Source organism: Pseudomonas simiae, assembly GCF_900111895.1.
Taxonomy (GTDB): domain Bacteria; phylum Pseudomonadota; class Gammaproteobacteria; order Pseudomonadales; family Pseudomonadaceae; genus Aquipseudomonas; species Aquipseudomonas simiae.
Map to the genome: position 1 here is coordinate 144,907 of NZ_FOKB01000008.1, position 16,627 is coordinate 161,533.

Annotated in this window: 12 protein-coding genes and 1 pseudogene; 6 read left to right on the forward strand and 7 right to left on the reverse strand. The window is 59.4% G+C overall.

Translation table 11 applies throughout. From position 1 onward, the window contains the following. Nucleotides 1-3: 3 nt before the first annotated feature. Nucleotides 4-429 carry an HIT domain-containing protein gene (locus tag BMZ57_RS22800; protein WP_010208092.1) on the reverse strand — a complete coding sequence of 142 codons (426 nt, stop codon included), beginning with the start codon at nt 427-429 and terminating at the stop codon, nt 4-6. A gap of 887 nt (nt 430-1,316) precedes the next feature. On the opposite strand from BMZ57_RS22800, the gene BMZ57_RS22805 reads away from it, so the two are divergent. Further along, complete coding sequence (locus tag BMZ57_RS22805) at nt 1,317-2,615, forward strand: OprD family porin (RefSeq protein WP_021491232.1); 1,299 nt, start codon at nt 1,317-1,319, stop codon at nt 2,613-2,615. 191 nt (nt 2,616-2,806) lie between these two features. On the opposite strand, the gene BMZ57_RS22810 is transcribed toward BMZ57_RS22805, so the two are convergent. Both BMZ57_RS22810 and BMZ57_RS22815 read right to left on the reverse strand, forming a co-directional pair. Further along, nucleotides 2,807-3,649, reverse strand: a complete 843-nt coding sequence (locus BMZ57_RS22810; RefSeq protein ID WP_010208089.1) for a mechanosensitive ion channel family protein — start codon at nt 3,647-3,649, stop codon at nt 2,807-2,809. A gap of 135 nt (nt 3,650-3,784) precedes the next feature. Continuing rightward, nucleotides 3,785-4,270, reverse strand: coding sequence for a YajQ family cyclic di-GMP-binding protein (locus BMZ57_RS22815; protein WP_010208088.1), 486 nt, complete (start codon nt 4,268-4,270; stop codon nt 3,785-3,787). 123 nt (nt 4,271-4,393) lie between these two features. On the opposite strand from BMZ57_RS22815, the gene BMZ57_RS22820 reads away from it, so the two are divergent. Genes BMZ57_RS22820 through BMZ57_RS22830 form a run of 3 tightly spaced genes read left to right on the forward strand, consistent with a single transcriptional unit; the run spans nt 4,394 to nt 7,975 of the window. Beyond that, nucleotides 4,394-5,311 (forward strand): putative 2-dehydropantoate 2-reductase, encoded by a 918-nt coding sequence (locus BMZ57_RS22820; protein ID WP_042571237.1) that lies wholly within the window; start codon nt 4,394-4,396, stop codon nt 5,309-5,311. Between the two features lie 46 nt (nt 5,312-5,357). Beyond that, nucleotides 5,358-7,394 (forward strand): sensor histidine kinase, encoded by a 2,037-nt coding sequence (locus BMZ57_RS22825; protein WP_038453742.1) that lies wholly within the window; start codon nt 5,358-5,360, stop codon nt 7,392-7,394. A 2-nt stretch (nt 7,395-7,396) separates the two neighbouring features. Then, nucleotides 7,397-7,975 carry a cob(I)yrinic acid a,c-diamide adenosyltransferase gene (locus tag BMZ57_RS22830; protein ID WP_010208082.1) on the forward strand — a complete coding sequence of 193 codons (579 nt, stop codon included), beginning with the start codon at nt 7,397-7,399 and terminating at the stop codon, nt 7,973-7,975. Nucleotides 7,976-8,100: 125 nt separating this feature from the next. Here the strand turns inward: BMZ57_RS22830 and BMZ57_RS22835 are convergent, their stop codons facing one another. From BMZ57_RS22835 to secA, 3 genes are all read right to left on the reverse strand, one after another. Beyond that, nucleotides 8,101-9,045 (reverse strand): Nudix family hydrolase, encoded by a 945-nt coding sequence (locus BMZ57_RS22835; protein WP_069672751.1) that lies wholly within the window; start codon nt 9,043-9,045, stop codon nt 8,101-8,103. A 13-nt stretch (nt 9,046-9,058) separates the two neighbouring features. Then, nucleotides 9,059-10,276, reverse strand: a complete 1,218-nt coding sequence (gene argJ, locus BMZ57_RS22840) for a bifunctional glutamate N-acetyltransferase/amino-acid acetyltransferase ArgJ (protein WP_021491227.1) — start codon at nt 10,274-10,276, stop codon at nt 9,059-9,061. Nucleotides 10,277-10,400: 124 nt separating this feature from the next. Beyond that, nucleotides 10,401-13,136, reverse strand: a complete 2,736-nt coding sequence (gene secA / locus BMZ57_RS22845) for a preprotein translocase subunit SecA (RefSeq protein WP_069672752.1) — start codon at nt 13,134-13,136, stop codon at nt 10,401-10,403. 305 nt (nt 13,137-13,441) lie between these two features. Between secA and BMZ57_RS22850 the strand changes: the two genes are divergently transcribed. Further along, a complete protein-coding gene (locus tag BMZ57_RS22850) occupies nt 13,442-13,897 on the forward strand; it encodes a DUF721 domain-containing protein (protein WP_010208073.1) in 456 nt (151 codons plus the stop codon). Nucleotides 13,898-13,901: 4 nt separating this feature from the next. Here the strand turns inward: BMZ57_RS22850 and BMZ57_RS22855 are convergent, their stop codons facing one another. Then, nucleotides 13,902-15,380: a helicase HerA-like domain-containing protein gene (locus BMZ57_RS22855; protein ID WP_031290541.1), complete on the reverse strand. Its 1,479-nt coding sequence runs from the start codon at nt 15,378-15,380 to the stop codon at nt 13,902-13,904. A 204-nt stretch (nt 15,381-15,584) separates the two neighbouring features. Between BMZ57_RS22855 and BMZ57_RS30260 the strand changes: the two are divergent. Beyond that, nucleotides 15,585-16,616: pseudogene (locus BMZ57_RS30260) on the forward strand (HAMP domain-containing protein); the annotation flags it as partial. Nucleotides 16,617-16,627: the final 11 nt, after the last annotated feature.

Sequence of the window (16,627 nt, forward strand, 5' to 3'; positions counted from 1 at the left end):
GATTCAACCCTGGGTAAAGACGAAGTCGGCGGGCAACAGCGCGCGCAGGCGAGCACGGACAGTTGCCACTTGCTCATCGGTATACGGCAGCGCCGGATGTTTGCCCCATACCGGCGCCGGCCAGGCGGCATCATCACGTTTGCGCACGATCACGTGCACGTGCAACTGGCTGACTACATTGCCCAGGGCACCGATGTTCATTTTGTCGGCGCAAAAGCCTTCATTCAGCATCTGGGCCAAGGTAGTGGTTTCTTGCCACAAGCGCTGCTGGTCCGCGACATCCAGTTGAAACACTTCACTGATACCGTTGATTCGCGGCACCAGAATGAACCAGGGGTAGTTCGAGTCATTGGACAGCAGCAGGCGGCACAGGGGGAAATCCCCGATAACCAATGTGTCTTGTTGAAGGCGTTGATCTAAAGCGAACACTGCAGGCACTCCGTTCGGCAGGTCAGGTTCAAGGTCCCCAGCATACCCGCGAATCGCTATCGCTTCACGCCGACCAATGCGCTCCCAGCCAAGGCGTGGAGAAAAAAAGCGCACCATTTCGAGCCAAACGGATTTTTCGACTACGCTCAATTACCAATCCTGAGGCGATTGACCCACCGTTGATCACCGCATTGGGACGAGAGCCCCCGATGCAGAGGCCTCACAAAACAAGGCATTGAGCCATCATCCATCGCCTGAGGCATCAGAGGGCATGCACCAAAATGACCCAACCACGCCTCAAAGAGATCCGCCAACTACCCACTGATTGGGGTGAACGGGTAACGTTTTTCGCAGATACGGAATTTAGGCTCCCCTTGAGCAAGGCATAGCACGCGCGTCAAGGCCAAACCATTCGGCGTAAAAACCCCGTGTTTATGCGGTTTTCACGAAGCGGTAACGTTTTTCACGAAAAAATGACATTCGATTTACGGTTTGGGCACGCTTGCTGCATTCATCCGCCTATCGTCGGCAACGGCACCGGAACGGAAGCAGGTGTTTCGCGATGAAAACAGCAGCGGTTCAATGCGCACCAAGGAAGATTCCAAACCCTGGAAAAAATCCTGGAAAGTAACGTTTTTTGCGTTCTTTTTAACGGCTTGGAAACAGTATTGAAGTTGTCAGCCTCGTTACAGTGAGGCTGTGAATTTGCGACATGGATCTAGCAATCTACGACAAGCTCGTAAAGAAGCTGAAAGGAAAGTTGGGCAAGTATCGCCAATATTGTCAGCGTGATATAACTTTGCGCCGACACAAAAAGAAAGAGCCGCCCAGACAAAAATATAGGTGGGACGGCAGTACTCTTCCTAAAACCAAAGGAGCAAATCACGATGCGCGTGATGAAGTGGAGCATGATCGCCCTGGCTGTTTCAGCAGGCACTACGCAGTTCGCAATGGCGTCCGCCCAAAGCGATTCCAAAGGCTTTGTTGAAGACAGCACTTTCAGCATTAATACTCGCGCTCTGTACTTCAGCCGCGACTTCCGTAACAACCCGTCGGGCCCAGGCTCCCAGAGCCGTGCCGAAGAAACCGGCCTGGGCTTCAACGCCCTCTACCAATCGGGCTTCACCCAAGGCACCATCGGTGTCGGTGTTGACGTGATCGGCCTGCTGGGCGTCAAGCTCGACAGTGGCAAGGGTCGTGCCGGTACCGGTCTGTTCCCAACCGGTTCCGACGGTCGTTCGCAAGATGACTACTCCAAAGGCGGCGGCGCGGTTAAATTCCGTATCTCCGATACTGTGCTGAAAGTGGGTGACCAATACACCACAGCCCCAGTATTCGCCTCCGACGACAGCCGTTTGCTGCCAGAGCTGCCGCAGGGTATCTCGATCACCAGCAACGAGATCAAGGGCCTGAAGCTCGAAGGCGGTCACTTCACTTCCAGCGTCGCGCAGAACCAGACCTACCATGACAGCCTGGGCCTGACCAAAACCGACTTCGTCGGCGGTGTCTACTCCTTCACCCCCGAGTTCACCGGTAGCCTGTACTACGCAAAAACTGAAGATTATTTCCGTAAGTACTACAGCAACCTGAACTGGACCCACGCGCTGAGTGACGACCAGTCGTTTGCCTTGGACTTCAACATCTACGACACCAAGAGCGACGGCGAAGGCCTGCAACGTGCTTACAAAGACAACGGTCTGCCGTTCGCAGAACGCACCAAGCTCGACAACCGTGCGTTCAGCTTGCAGGGTGCCTACACCATCGGTGCTCACACCTTCACCCTGGCAGCCCAGAAAGTTACCGGTGACGGCGACTACGGCTACGGCGTAGACGGCGGCGGCACAGTGTTCCTGGCCAACTCCATCGCCCGTTCCGACTTCAACGCCGAAGGCGAGAAGTCTTACCAGGCGCGTTATGACATCAACATGGCTACCTTCGGCATTCCTGGTCTGAGCTTCATGACTCGTTACGTGACCGGTAGCGGCGCCAACACCGCCACCACCTCGAACGGTAAAGAGTGGGAACGCGACATCGAAGCCAAGTACGTGATCCAGAGCGGACCGGCTAAAGACCTGAGCTTGCGTCTGCGTCAAGCCACTTATCGCTCCGGCGATGGCGTGTACTACGGTTCGCCTTCGATCGACGAACTGCGTCTGATCGCGAACTACCCGCTGAACATCCTGTAATTGACAGTTTTATTACAGCGATGACTTAAGGCTACGGCCTTAAACAAAAAGCCGCTCCCTTGTTTAACAACGGAGCGGCTTTTTAATGGCTGTAATGTTTCAGCAGGAAATAACTAGCAAGCTAACTAACGAGATTAACGCTTGCGTCCTGAACCTGACCTAACGGCCAAGTTCACGACCAATACTTCACATTACTTGGCAACTGTTTCCTGCATCACACGAATAACCCGCTGCGGAAACGGAATATCAATCCCCGCCGCTTTCAAACGGTCACGTGCCAGTTCGTTCAGCATGAACACTACATCCCAATAATCCGCGGTCTTTGTCCAGCAACGCAGGGAAACAGTGATCGAACTGTCACCCAAGGTCGAAACCACCGCCACTGCGGCCGGGTCTGCCAACACACGTGGGTCTTTGGCCAGCTCCAACAGCACTTCACGGGCTTTCTGCAGGTCGGCTTCATAGTCGACACCCACATCAAACACCACCTTGCGGGTCGGCTGACGATTGGTGTTGGTGATGAGCCCGTTGGACAGGCTGCCGTTAGGGATGATCACGGTCTTGTTGTCACCGGTGCGCAGCACGGTGTGGAAGATCTGGATGCTGTCGACAGTGCCGGATGTGCCCTGGGCTTCGATCCAGTCACCAATACGGAACGGGCGGAACAACAGAATCAGCACGCCGCCGGCGAAGTTCGCCAGGCTGCCTTGCAGTGCCAAGCCGATGGCCAGGGTGGCGGCACCGATCGCGGCCACGAACGAGGTGGTGGCTACGCCGATCATGGAGGCCACGTTGACCACCAGCATGACCTTGAGCGCAATGTTCGCCAGGCTGGTAATGAAGTGTTGCAGCGCCAGGTCGGCGTTACGCAGGGCCAGCAAACGTCCCACTCGGTGGGTCAATACGTTGATCAGCCACCAACCGATGGCCAGGGTGACCACTGCCAGCAAAAACCGGCTGCCGTATTCCATGATCATCGGCAACCACGATTCTGAGGTCTTGATCAGGTGATCCACTTCAGCGTTCAAATCCATCTACATTCTCCTGTTTACCGGATGCTCGGCGTATTGAATGGCCATAAATGCAATTGAGCCCCGTAGGGCTCAATAGTCGGCACTGGTTCTGGGGCGTGGGACGTCAAAAACGCCCACAGGTTCCCCAATGTGCCATCAGTCGCGGAAGTTATTGAACTGCAGCGGCATGTCGAAGGTCTTGGCGCGCAGGGCCGCGATGGCCTCTTGCAGGTCGTCACGCTTCTTGCCGGTCACGCGAACCTGCTCACCCTGGATGGCAGCCTGGACTTTCAGCTTGGCGTCCTTGATGTGAGCAACGATCTTCTTTGCCAGCTCCTTGTCGATGCCTTCCTTGAGGATGGCTTCTTGCTTCATCAGCTTGCCGGAGGCGTAGGCGTCCTTGATTTCAAGGCATTGCGCGTCGATCTTGCGCTTGACCAGGGACAGCTTGAGGATCTCGATCATCGCTTCCAGCTGGAAATCGGCTTCAGCGGTCAGGTTGACGGTCAGCTCTTTTTCCTTGAATTCGAAGCTGCCCTTGCCTTTCAAGTCATAGCGACGGTCCAGCTCCTTGACGGCGTTCTCGACGGCGTTGGTGACTTCGTGTTTGTCCAGTTCGGATACCACGTCGAACGAAGGCATGTCATTTCTCCAATATAAGGGGCGGGCTCAGTAGAGATGGAGCGCGCCCAAGCTAAAATGCCGGGGCATTATAGCGGTTCTTTCGTCCCGTTCGCTGCGGGCGACCCTACGGAGCAAAAACTGATGTCGACCACCTGGCATATTCTCGGCGCCGGCAGCCTGGGTACACTCTGGGCCACACGTCTGGCGCGCGCGGGCGTGCCCGTCAGGTTGATCCTGCGTGATGAGGCGCGCCTGGCCAGCTATCAGGCAGCCCAGGGGCTGACCTTGGTGGAACATGGCGTAGAACACAGCTACCCAGTGATAGGCGAAACACCCGACAGCCCTGGGCCGATTCATCGCCTGCTGGTGGCATGCAAAGCCTATGACGCCCAAAGCGCAGTCGCCCAGCTGCACCATCGACTGGCGCCCGACGCCGAACTGATCCTGCTGCAAAACGGCCTGGGCAGCCAGGATGCTGTCGCCGCGCAGTTGCCCCAGGCGCGTTGCATCTTTGCCTCCAGTACCGAAGGCGCCTTTCGCGATGGCGACTGGCGCGTGGTGTTTGCCGGCCATGGATACACCTGGCTGGGCGACGCGAGCCACCCTACCCCGCCCGTGTGGCTGGACGACTTGCACGCCGCCGGTATCCCCCACGACTGGAGCACCGATATCCTCACCCGGCTATGGCGCAAGCTGGGGCTCAATTGCGCCATCAATCCGCTGACCGTGCTGTATCAGTGCCGCAATGGAGAACTGCAGGCCCATCAATGCGAAGTCGCCACCTTGTGCGCTGAACTCGTCGAACTGCTGGAATGCTGTGGCCAACCCGCTGCCGCGCTGGATCTGCAACACGAAGTGGAACGGGTGATCCAGGCCACCGCCGCGAATTACTCCTCCATGTACCAGGACGTGGCCGCCGGCCGTCGCACCGAAATCAGCTACCTATTGGGCTATGCTTGCCAGGCGGCCGCCCGTCACCAACTGAACCTGCCGCACCTTCAACAGTTGCATGTGCGCCTGGTCGAGCAGTTGCTTGCACGCGGATTGCCCCGCGACTGAGCCACGCGCTACCCTGCCCGCCTGTCTATCTCCTGGGAAAACCCTGATGCCGCTGCGCCAGCGTCTTGAAAACCTACCGGTCGGGCAGAAACTGCTGGCCGCCTTGCTGGTGCTGTTGACCACGGTATTGCTGGTGGCCAACCTGACCTTTATCAGCGCCGCCTACTGGATCTCCCAGGAAAGCATGGCGCCCCAGGCCTTGCAGGCCATTGGCCGCCTGGTGTCCAACCCGGCGCTCGCCGCCGAAGCCCTCGAATCGCCTGCCAAGGCTGACGCGCTGCTCAACGAGCTGACCAGTTATTCGCCGTTGCGCGCCGCGGCCCTGTACGACGGCGACGGCAACCGCCTGGCTCAGATGCAACACGGCGACCGCCTGCACCTGCCAGACAACTATCGGCATATCGAAGCCTGGCGCGTGACCGAGTTTCGCAGTAACCAGATCATCACCCTGCCCCGGGCCGGCCAGCCGTCCGGGCATCTACTGCTGGTCGCCAGTAGCGAGCTGCCGGTGGCGTTTTATACCGGCACGTTGACGGCCAGCCTGGGCATCCTGATTTTCAGCGTGCTGCTGTGGCTGGTCATCGCCCGTCAGATCAAACGCCTGATCACCCGGCCGATCCACGAGCTGGAAGAACTCTCGCGTCAGGTCACCCGCGAAGAGAACTACGCCCTGCGCGCCGGCCGTGGCAATCACGATGAGATCGGCAGCCTGGCCGAAGCCTTCAACACCATGCTGTCGCGCATTGAAGCCCGTGAGCAGCAGCTCAAACGCGCGCGGGACGACTCCCAGGCGGCGTATGACCAGGCGCAAGGCTTGGCGGAAGAAACGCGCCACACCAACCGCAAGCTGGAACTGGAAGTGCAGGTTCGCAGCAAGATCGAGAAGAAACTCACCGGTTTCCAGAATTACCTGAACAGCATCATCGACTCGATGCCCTCGGCGCTGATCGCCCTGGATGAGCAGCTTTACGTCACCCAATGGAACCAGGAAGCCAGCGCCCTCTCCGGCACACGCCTGGACGAAGCCTTGAACCAGCCGATCTACCTGGCGTTCCAACCGCTCAAGCCGTACCTGCCGCAGATTCGTGCAGCGGTAGAACAACACACCGTGGAACGCATCGAACGCGTCACCTGGTTCAAGGACGACGAAGCCAAGCATTACGCCCTGACCTTCTACCCGTTGATGGGTGGGGCCGGGCGCGGCGTGGTGATCCGTATCGATGACATCACTCAGCGTCTGTCTCTGGAAGAAATGATGGTGCAGTCGGAGAAGATGCTCTCCGTGGGTGGCCTGGCTGCCGGCATGGCCCATGAGATCAACAACCCGCTGGGAGCGATCCTGCACAACGTGCAGAACATCCGCCGCCGCCTGTCCCCCGACCTGCCCAAGAACCTGGAGCATGCGCAGCAGGCGGGCATCGAGCTGGAAACGGTCAACCGCTACCTGCAAAGCCGCGAAGTGCCGCAATTGCTTGATGGCATCCAGCAGGCTGGGGCGCGGGCGGCGAAGATCGTCACCCACATGCTCAGTTTCAGCCGTCGCAGCAATCGACAAATGGCGCCCTGCGACCTACCGGCGCTGATCGACCAGGCTGTGGAAATCGCCGGCAACGATTTCGACCTGGCCATCGGCTTCGACTTCAAGGGCCAGGCGATCATTCGCCAGTTCGACCCTCAACTCGGCCCGGTGCCCGGCACTGCCAACGAGTTGGAACAGGTGCTGCTCAACCTGCTTAAAAACGCGGCCCAGGCCATCCATCTGCGGGAAGACGACAGCGAACCGGGGCGCATCATCCTACGCACGCGCCTCAACCCGCCCTGGGCGGAAATCCAGGTGGAAGACAACGGCATCGGCATGAGCGAAAACGTGCGCAAGCGCACCTTCGAGCCGTTCTTCACCACCAAGGAAATCGGCCAGGGCACCGGGCTTGGGCTATCGGTGTCGTATTTCATCATCACCAACAACCATAAGGGCCAGATGGAAGTGCATTCAACCCTCGGCCAAGGTACGTGCTTCACGCTACGTCTGCCATTGGCTGGCAGCCAACTGCCACCTCACGAACTCACCCAACTGGAGCAATGACCATGGGCTTTCGCCTGTCGAAGATCTACACACGCACCGGCGACAAGGGCGAAACCGGCCTGGGCGATGGCCGCCGTGTGCCCAAGGACCACCCACGGGTGGAAGCGATTGGTGAAGTTGATACGCTGAACAGCCAGCTGGGTTTATTGCTGGCCAGCCTGGAGGAACAGAGTGGCAAACATCCGGAACTTAAGGATGTGATCGAGGTGCTTACGCCATGCCAGCATCGTTTGTTCGACCTGGGGGGTGAATTGGCAATGCCGGTGTACAAAGCCTTGAACGCTGCGGAGGTCGACCGACTGGAAGCAGCGATTGACCGCTGGAATGAGGACGTGGGACCGCTGGAGAACTTCATCCTGCCGGGTGGCTCGGCGTTGATCGCCCAGGCCCATGTATGCCGCAGCCTCGCGCGCAGTGCGGAGCGGCGGTGTCAGCAGTTGAATGCGGTTGAGCCGTTGGAAGGCGTGGGGTTGGCGTACATCAATCGGTTGTCGGATTTGCTGTTCGTGGCGGCCAGGGTCATCGCCAAGCGCCAGGGTGTGGCCGAGGTGTTGTGGCAGGCGGCGGCCAAGCCACATTAATGATGAGGCGTCTGGCCTGACGCCTTCGCGAGCAAGCCCGCTCCCATATTTGACTGCATTCCAAAGGTGGAACTCCGTCAAATGTGGGAGCGGGCCTGCTCGCGAAGAGGCCTGTCAAAACAGCATCAAACTTCCGGCCAAAACGCCCTAATCCCAGCCACACCCTGAGCCCCAGCCTCCCAAGCTTTTTCCCGCTCGGCAGGCCCAACCCCACCCAACAGAAACACCGGCTTGCTGAACCCTCGGATCAACGCCACCGCCTGCTCCCAACCCAACGGCTGCGCATCAGGATGCGTCTGGGTCGGCTGCACCGGCGACAGCGTGACAAAATCCACGTCCATCATTTCCGCCAATGCCAGCTCTTCTGCGTTGTGGCACGACGCCGCCAGCCAGCGATCCTTCGGCAGCGGGCGACCCTTGCTGGCGTATTTACGCAGTTGCGCCGCCGTCATGTGCCAGCCGGCTGCAGGAAAATCGCCCAACCATTCAAACGGCCCCTTGAGCATCAGTTGAGCCTTACCCGCGCACAAGCCCACCGCATCCACCGCAAGGTCGCGGTATTTTGGGTCGTAGCCGTTGGGCGCACGCAGTTGCACCAGTTTGATACCGCCCGCAATGGCTTTCTGGATACCCCGCAGTAACGTCGGGGTTTCCAGTTCGCCTGGGGTGATCAGGTACTCGGCAGGCAAGCGCGCCGCCGCAACGATCGGCGCATTGGCGGCCGGAAACGCATAGTTGAGCAGGTCTCGGGGGGCCACCCACTCCAGCGGCTGCCCTTCAACACCATGAGGCTCGCCGGTAAAGGCCGAGACTTCCCAGACATCCAGCAACACCTGCTTGTCCGGGTAGTCGTGCTGCACCTTGATCAGCGGCCGCGCGGTAGTGACCTGAATGCCCAGCTCTTCCTGCAATTCGCGGGACAGCGCGTTGGCGACCGATTCATCGGCTTCCACCTTGCCGCCGGGGAATTCCCAGAGGCCGCCCTGGTGCTGGGTATCGGCGCGGCGCGCCAGCAGGATTTTGCCGTCGACACCGCGGATCACCGCTGCTGCTACATGCACTCGTTTCACCGCGCTTATCCTCTTAGGTCCGGTATTCCGCGTTGATCTTCACGTACTCGTGGGACAGGTCGGTGGTCCAGATGGTTTCGCTGCACTCGCCGCGACCCAGTTCGATGCGGATGGTGATTTCTTCCTGCTGCATCACCGCCGAGCCCTGGGCCTCGGTGTAGGTTTCGGCACGGGCGCCACGGCTGGCGATGCACACGTCGCCGAGGAACACGTCGATCTTGCTCACGTCCAGGTCCGGCACGCCGGCACGGCCCACAGCCGCCAGGATACGGCCCCAGTTCGGGTCAGAGGCGAACAGCGCCGTCTTGATCAGCGGCGAATGCGCGACGGTGTAGCCTACATCCAGGCATTCCTGGTGATTGCCGCCGCCATTCACTTCAACGGTGACGAACTTGGTCGCACCCTCGCCGTCACGCACGATGGCCTGTGCCACTTCCATGCACACTTCGAACACAGCCTGCTTCAACGCCGCGAACAACGGGCCGCTGGCCTCGGTGATTTCCGGCAGGTTGGCCTGGCCGGTGGCGATCAGCATGCAGCAGTCGTTGGTCGAGGTGTCGCCATCGATGGTGATGCGGTTGAATGACTTGTTGGCGCCATCGAGGATCAGCCTGTGCAACACCTCGCGGGAGACCTTGGCGTCGGTGGCGATGTAGCCGAGCATGGTGGCCATGTTCGGGCGGATCATGCCCGCGCCCTTGCTGATGCCGGTCACGGTGACGGTCACGCCGTCGTGCACGAACTGGCGGCTCGCGCCCTTCGGCAGGGTGTCGGTGGTCATGATGCCGGTCGCGGCGGCGGCCCAGTTATCCACAGACAGGTCGTCCAGCGCGGCTTGCAATGCACCTTCGATTTTCTCGACAGGCAGCGGTTCACCGATCACACCAGTGGAGTAAGGCAGCACTTGGCTGGCGTCCACGCCGGTCAACTGGGCCAGCTTGGCGCAGGTGCGCGCAGCTGCCACCAGGCCTGGCTCGCCGGTGCCGGCGTTGGCGTTGCCGGTGTTGGTCAGCAGGTAACGGATCGTGCCGGCAACGCGTTGCTTGGCCAGGATCACCGGCGCGGCGCAGAACGCGTTGAGGGTGAACACACCGGCGACGGTCGAGCCTTCGGCACAGCGCATCACCACCACATCCTTGCGCCCCGGGCGCTTGATGCCGGCCGAAGCGATACCGAGTTCAAAACCGGCAACCGGGTGCAATGTGGGCAAAGGACCAAGACCAACAGCCATGAATGCGCTCCTTAAAAATCAGATGATGTCTGTACCGTCGTGAGCAACGGCAAAATTAATGGCAAAACGCCGCGACGGCAGAGGCCGGTCGCGGCGCAGGATGTAGCAGCGTCAGGCAGAAAGCTTATTCGATCTGGCCGTGGCAGTGTTTGAACTTCTTGCCCGAACCGCAGTAGCACAGCTCGTTGCGGCCCAGCTTCTGGTCATTGCGAACCGGGGTTTGAGCCAGGGCCACGTCGACCTCTTCGCCCAATACCTCAGGCGCTTCCAGGCCCGGTGCTTCGTCATGCTGGAACTGCATGCGCGCAGCCAGCGCCTCGGCTTCCTGACGCAGGCGCGCTTCTTCCTCGATCGGGTCTTCACGACGCACCTGAACGTGGGAGAGCACACGAATCGAATCGCGCTTGATCGAATCCAGCAGTTCGGAGAACAGCGTGAACGACTCGCGCTTGTACTCCTGCTTCGGGTTCTTCTGGGCGTAACCACGCAGGTGGATGCCGTGACGCAGGTGGTCCATGGTCGACAGGTGGTCTTTCCACAGATCGTCAAGCACGCGCAGTACGATTTGTTTCTCGAAGGTGCGCAGTGCTTCGGCACTCGCCTGCTCTTCTTTCTCGTTGTACGCGGCCAACAGCTCGGCCATCAGTTTTTCGCGCAGGGTTTCTTCGTACAGGTGATCGTCTTCATCCAGCCACTGCTGAACCGGCAGGTCGACACCGAAATCGCTCTTCAACGCGGCTTCCAGACCGGCAACATCCCACTGCTCCGGCAGGGACTGTGGCGGGATGTGGGCGCTGACGGTGGCGTTGAGCACGTCCTGACGGAAGTCAGCGATGGTCTCGCCAATATTGTCGGCGGCCAGCAACGTGTTACGCATGTGATAAATCACTTTACGTTGTTCGTTGTTGACGTCATCGAACTCAAGCAGTTGCTTACGAATATCGAAGTTGCGACCTTCGACCTTGCGCTGGGCCTTCTCGATGGCATTGGTCACCATGCGGTGCTCAATCGCTTCGCCGGACTGCATACCCAGGGCCTTCATGAAGTTCTTCACGCGGTCCGAGGCGAAGATGCGCATCAGACTGTCTTCCAAGGACAGGTAGAAACGGCTGGAACCGGCGTCACCTTGGCGACCGGCACGACCACGCAGCTGGTTGTCGATACGGCGCGATTCATGACGCTCGGACGCGATCACCTGCAAGCCACCGGATTCCAGAACAGCCTGGTGGCGTTTCTGCCAGTCGGCCTTGATCTGGGCGATCTGCTCGGGACTCGGGTTTTCGAGCGCCGCAACTTCCACTTCCCAGTTACCGCCCAACAGGATGTCGGTACCACGACCGGCCATGTTGGTCGCGATGGTCAGTGCGCCTGGGCGACCGGCCTGGGCAATGATCTCGGCTTCTTTTTCGTGGAACTTGGCGTTCAGGACCTTGTGCTCGATGCCTTCCTTATTGAGCAGGTTCGATACGTGCTCGGAAGTCTCGATGGTGGCGGTACCCACCAGGATCGGGCGACCCTGGGCCATGCCGTCCTTGATGTCGTTGATGATTGCCGCATATTTCTCTTCGGCAGTCAGGAACACCAGGTCGTTGAAGTCTTTACGCGCCAACGGCTTGTTCGGCGGAATGACCACCACGGCCAGGTTGTAGATCTGGTGGAATTCGAACGCTTCGGTGTCTGCGGTACCGGTCATGCCGGACAGCTTGTTGTACAGACGGAAGTAGTTCTGGAAAGTGGTGGACGCCAACGTCTGGCTTTCAGCCTGGATGTTGAGGTTTTCCTTGGCTTCGATGGCCTGGTGCAGGCCTTCGGACAGACGGCGACCCGGCATGGTGCGGCCGGTATGTTCGTCAACCAGCACGACCTGGCCGTCCTGCACGATGTATTCGACGTTGCGATGGAACAGCTTGTGGGCGCGCAGGCCGGCATACACGTGGGTCAACAGGCCCAGGTTATGTGCCGAGTACAGGCTTTCACCCTCGGCCAGCTCTCCGATCTGGGTCAGCATCTCTTCGACGAACTGGTGACCGGCTTCGTTGAGTTCGACCTGGCGGGTCTTCTCGTCGATGCTGAAGTGACCTTCTTTGGTCACCACGCCTTCCACTTCCTCGATGTGCTGCTCCAGACGCGGAATCAACTTGTTGATTTCGGTGTACAGGCGCGAGCTGTCTTCGGCCTGGCCGGAGATGATCAGAGGGGTACGGGCTTCGTCGATGAGGATGGAGTCGACTTCGTCGATGACGGCAAAATTGAGTTCGCGCTGGAATTTTTCTTCCATGCTGAACGCCATGTTGTCGCGCAGGTAGTCGAAACCGAATTCGTTGTTGGTGCCGTAGGTGATGTCGGCAGCGTAGGCGGCACGCTTCTCTTCCGGCGGCTGGAACGGCGTTACCACGCCGACGGTCAGGCCGAGGAATTCATACAGCGGGCGCATCCAGTTGGCGTCCCGGCGCGCCAGGTAGTCGTTCACCGTCACAACGTGCACGCCCTTGCCGGACAGCGCGTTGAGGTAAACGCCCAGGGTTGCTACCAGGGTCTTGCCTTCACCGGTACGCATTTCGGCAATCATGCCTTCATGCAAGGTCATGCCGCCGATCAACTGGACGTCGAAGTGGCGCATGCCCATGACACGCTTACCGGCTTCACGGGCGACCGCAAAGGCTTCGGGAAGCAGCTTGTCGAGGGTTTCACCTTTGGCTATGCGGGCCTTGAACTCTTGGGTCTTGGCGCGCAATTGCTCGTCCGAAAGGGCAACCATCTGCTCTTCGAAGGCATTGACCAGCTGCACCGTCTTGAGCATGCGTTTGACTTCGCGCTCATTCTTGCTTCCAAAAAGTTTCTTTAACAAAGGCGCAAACATATCGGCAGGTTCTTCCACACATAGGGATGGAGGGCGCACCGTGAGTGGCCCGAGCAGCCCTCACGGCCGCATGCGAACGCGCATTCTACCCGGATTCGTGGGTGAGGAAAGTGGCGTTGTTCCCCGAGGCTGGCATGGTGCTGTGAGAGGGCTTGTTTAAAATAAGGGCTTTTGCTGGAACTTCAACCCATGGAGCGCATAAGTTACCAATTGATTTCATGAATAAAACCTCGGAGATGCATTGCCTGGGGGCACACAGGCGGGTTCTGCTAAGATGGCGGCTCTGTTACTTAAGGTGTCCAATAATGGCATTTCGCCCCTTATCAGCCCGTGCTCCCGCCGTGTTGCTTCGCGATGCCAAGCCGCTGAAAGCCATCTTTGGCCATGCCCAACGCTTGGGCCGTCTGCAACGCCTGCTCGAAACCCAGCTGCAACCGGCCGCACGCGAACATTGCCGCGTGGCGTCCTGGCGTGAAGGCAACCTGCTGCTTATTGTCACAGATGGCCACTGGGCGACCCGTTTGCGCTATCAGCAAAAACGCCTGCAGCGTCAATTGATGGCCTTTGAGGAATTCGCTGGCCTGACGCGCATCCAGTTCAAGGTGCAACCCCCCACCACCCAACCTGGCGTGGTGGAGCATATTCATGATCTGTCGCCCAATGCCGCCGAAACCATCCAGGCAACGGCAGAAGGGATCAGCAACCCAGGCTTGCGCGCGGCGCTTGAGCGGCTGGCGGCCCACGCCAAGCGCAAGCCCTGAATCGCTACTTGCGCTTGCTGCCGCCCAACAACGACCCCAACAAGCCACGCACCAGTTGCCGCCCCATCTGATTGGCAGCTTGCTGCATCGCGGACTTCAGCGCCTTGCCTGCGGTTGTGCCGAGAAACGCCCCGGCCTTATCGGTGAAGCTGGGTTCCTCGGCAGCCGGCTTGGCCTCCTCGTTTGGCCCAAGCTCTTTGCGTGCCATCAACACTTCATAAGCCGATTCCCGATCAATCGGCTTGTCATACCGGCCTAGCAACGGCGAACTGGCGACCATTGCAGCACGCTCGGCTTCGCTGAGCGGCCCGATCCGTGACTGCGGCGGTGCGACCAGGACGCGCTGGACGACTTCCGGCGTACCCTTTTCCTGCAGTGTCCCCACCAAAGCCTCACCCGTGCCCAGCTCGGTCAATACCGAAAGCGCATCAAAGGCCGGGTTCGGCCGAAAACCGTCGGCGACGGCGCGCAAGGACTTCTGTTCCTTGGTAGTAAACGCACGCAGGCCGTGCTGAATGCGCAGGCCGAGCTGGGCCAGCACACTGTCCGGCAAGTCGCCCGGGGATTGGGTGACGAAATACACGCCCACCCCTTTGGAGCGGATCAACCGCACCACCTGCTCCAGACGTTCCTGCAACGCCTTCGGCGTGTCGGCGAACAGTAAATGCGCCTCATCGAAAAACAGTGCGAGCAGCGGTTTGTCGGCGTCTCCGCGCTCGGGCAGTTGCTCGAACAACTCCGCCAACAGCCACAGCAGGAAGGTCGCGTACACCTTTGGCGCCTCGTGCACCAACCGGCTGGCATCCAGCAGGTGGATGCGCCCACGACCGTCGCTGGTGGGTTGCAGGATATCTTCCAACTGCAGGGCCGGCTCGCCAAACAAGGCTTCGGCGCCCTGCTGCTCCAGCACCGCCAGACGTCGCAACAGTGCCTGGCTGGAACCGGTGGTCATCAGCGCCGCGTCTTCGCCCAGGAGTTCGGGGTGATAGCGCAGGTGGTTAAGCAGCGCCTTGAGATCCTTGAGGTCCAGCAACAACAGGCCTTCGCGGTCCGCAACCTTGAACGCGGCGTAAAGCGCCGACTGCTGGCTGTCGGTGAGTTCCAACAGGCTACCGAGCAGCAAGGGACCCATTTCGCTGATAGTGGTACGCAATGGATGACCGGACAGCCCGTGGATATCCCACAGCGTGACCGGATAAGCCTTGGCCGCGTAATTGAGGAACGGCATGCCGGCGATGCGCTCGGCGACCTTGCCCTGCGGGTTCGCCGCGGCGCCCAGGCCGCACAGGTCACCCTTGATATCCGCGGCAAACACCGCCACGCCGGCATCACTGAAGGCTTCGGCCAGGCGTTGCAGCGTGACGGTTTTGCCCGTGCCGGTAGCACCGGCGATCAACCCGTGACGGTTGGCCAGGCGCATGGCCTGGGCGATAGGCTGACCGTCGAGGCCGGCGCCGATTAGGAGTTGCGTGGAGTCAGGCATTTCGTCACCCATGGTTAATCTTTAGTGTCGCCAGGTCGATACAGATCAGTGTGAGACCCACAAAGTCTAAAAATAGGACAGATAGTTCCCACAGGGACCACCGGAACCATCACAAGAAGTATCACACCTTTTTTGACACTGCCATTTTGCGCCTCCCACGAGGACGCGCTTCGGATATTAAGACCTTAGCGGACCCTACAAGCCATGAATAAAAATCTGCGCTTCAGCCACAAAATCCTGCTTGCAGCCTCCCTTATCGTCATAGCCGCATTTGCGCTGTTTACCCTCTACAACGACTACCTGCAACGCAACGCAATTCGCGACGATCTCAACAATTACCTGCAGGAAATGGGCGATGTTACCGCCAGCAACATTCAAACCTGGCTTGGCGGGCGTATAGCCCTGGTGGAAAACGCCGCGCAAAACATCGCCATCAACCCCGAGCCGTCCGCGGTTGCCAGCCTGCTGGAACAGAAAACCCTGACGTCCTCATTCATGGCGACCTACGTCGGTGACAGCAAGGGCGCCTTCACCATCCGCCCCGACACCAAGATGCCGGACGGTTTCGACCCACGCGTCCGCCCGTGGTACAAGGGCGCCCAGAGCAGTAACGGCTCAACCCTGACCGAGCCTTATATCGATGCGGCCACTGGCAAGCTGATCATTTCCGTTGCCACGCCCAGCACTCAAGGCACCCAGAGCATCGGTGTAGTCGGTGGCGACCTGAACCTGCAAACCCTGGTGGACAACATCGGCGCGCTGAACTTCGGCGGCATGGGCTACGCGTTTCTGGTCAGCGCCGACGGCAAAGTACTGGTACACCCGGACAAAAACCTGGTGATGAAGACCTTGGCCGACGTATATCCGAAAAATACGCCGAAGATCAGTGCGGACTTCAGCGAAGTCGAGGCCAACGGCAAAGACAATATCGTGACCTTTATACCGATCAAGGGCCTGCCCTCGGTGAACTGGTACCTCGGTATTTCAGTCGATAAAGACAAATCCTTCGCAATGCTCAGCGAATTTCGCACCTCGGCAGTCATCGCCACATTCATCGCCGTGGTGATTATCATCGCCCTGCTCGGCATGCTGATCCGTATCCTGTTGCAACCGCTGCATCTGATGACGCGCGCCATGCAGGACATCGCCGATGGCGAGGGAGATCTGACTCGACGCCTTACCATCCAGAATCACGATGAGTTCGGCATGCTGGGTAACGCCTTCAACCGCTTCGTGGAACGCATTCA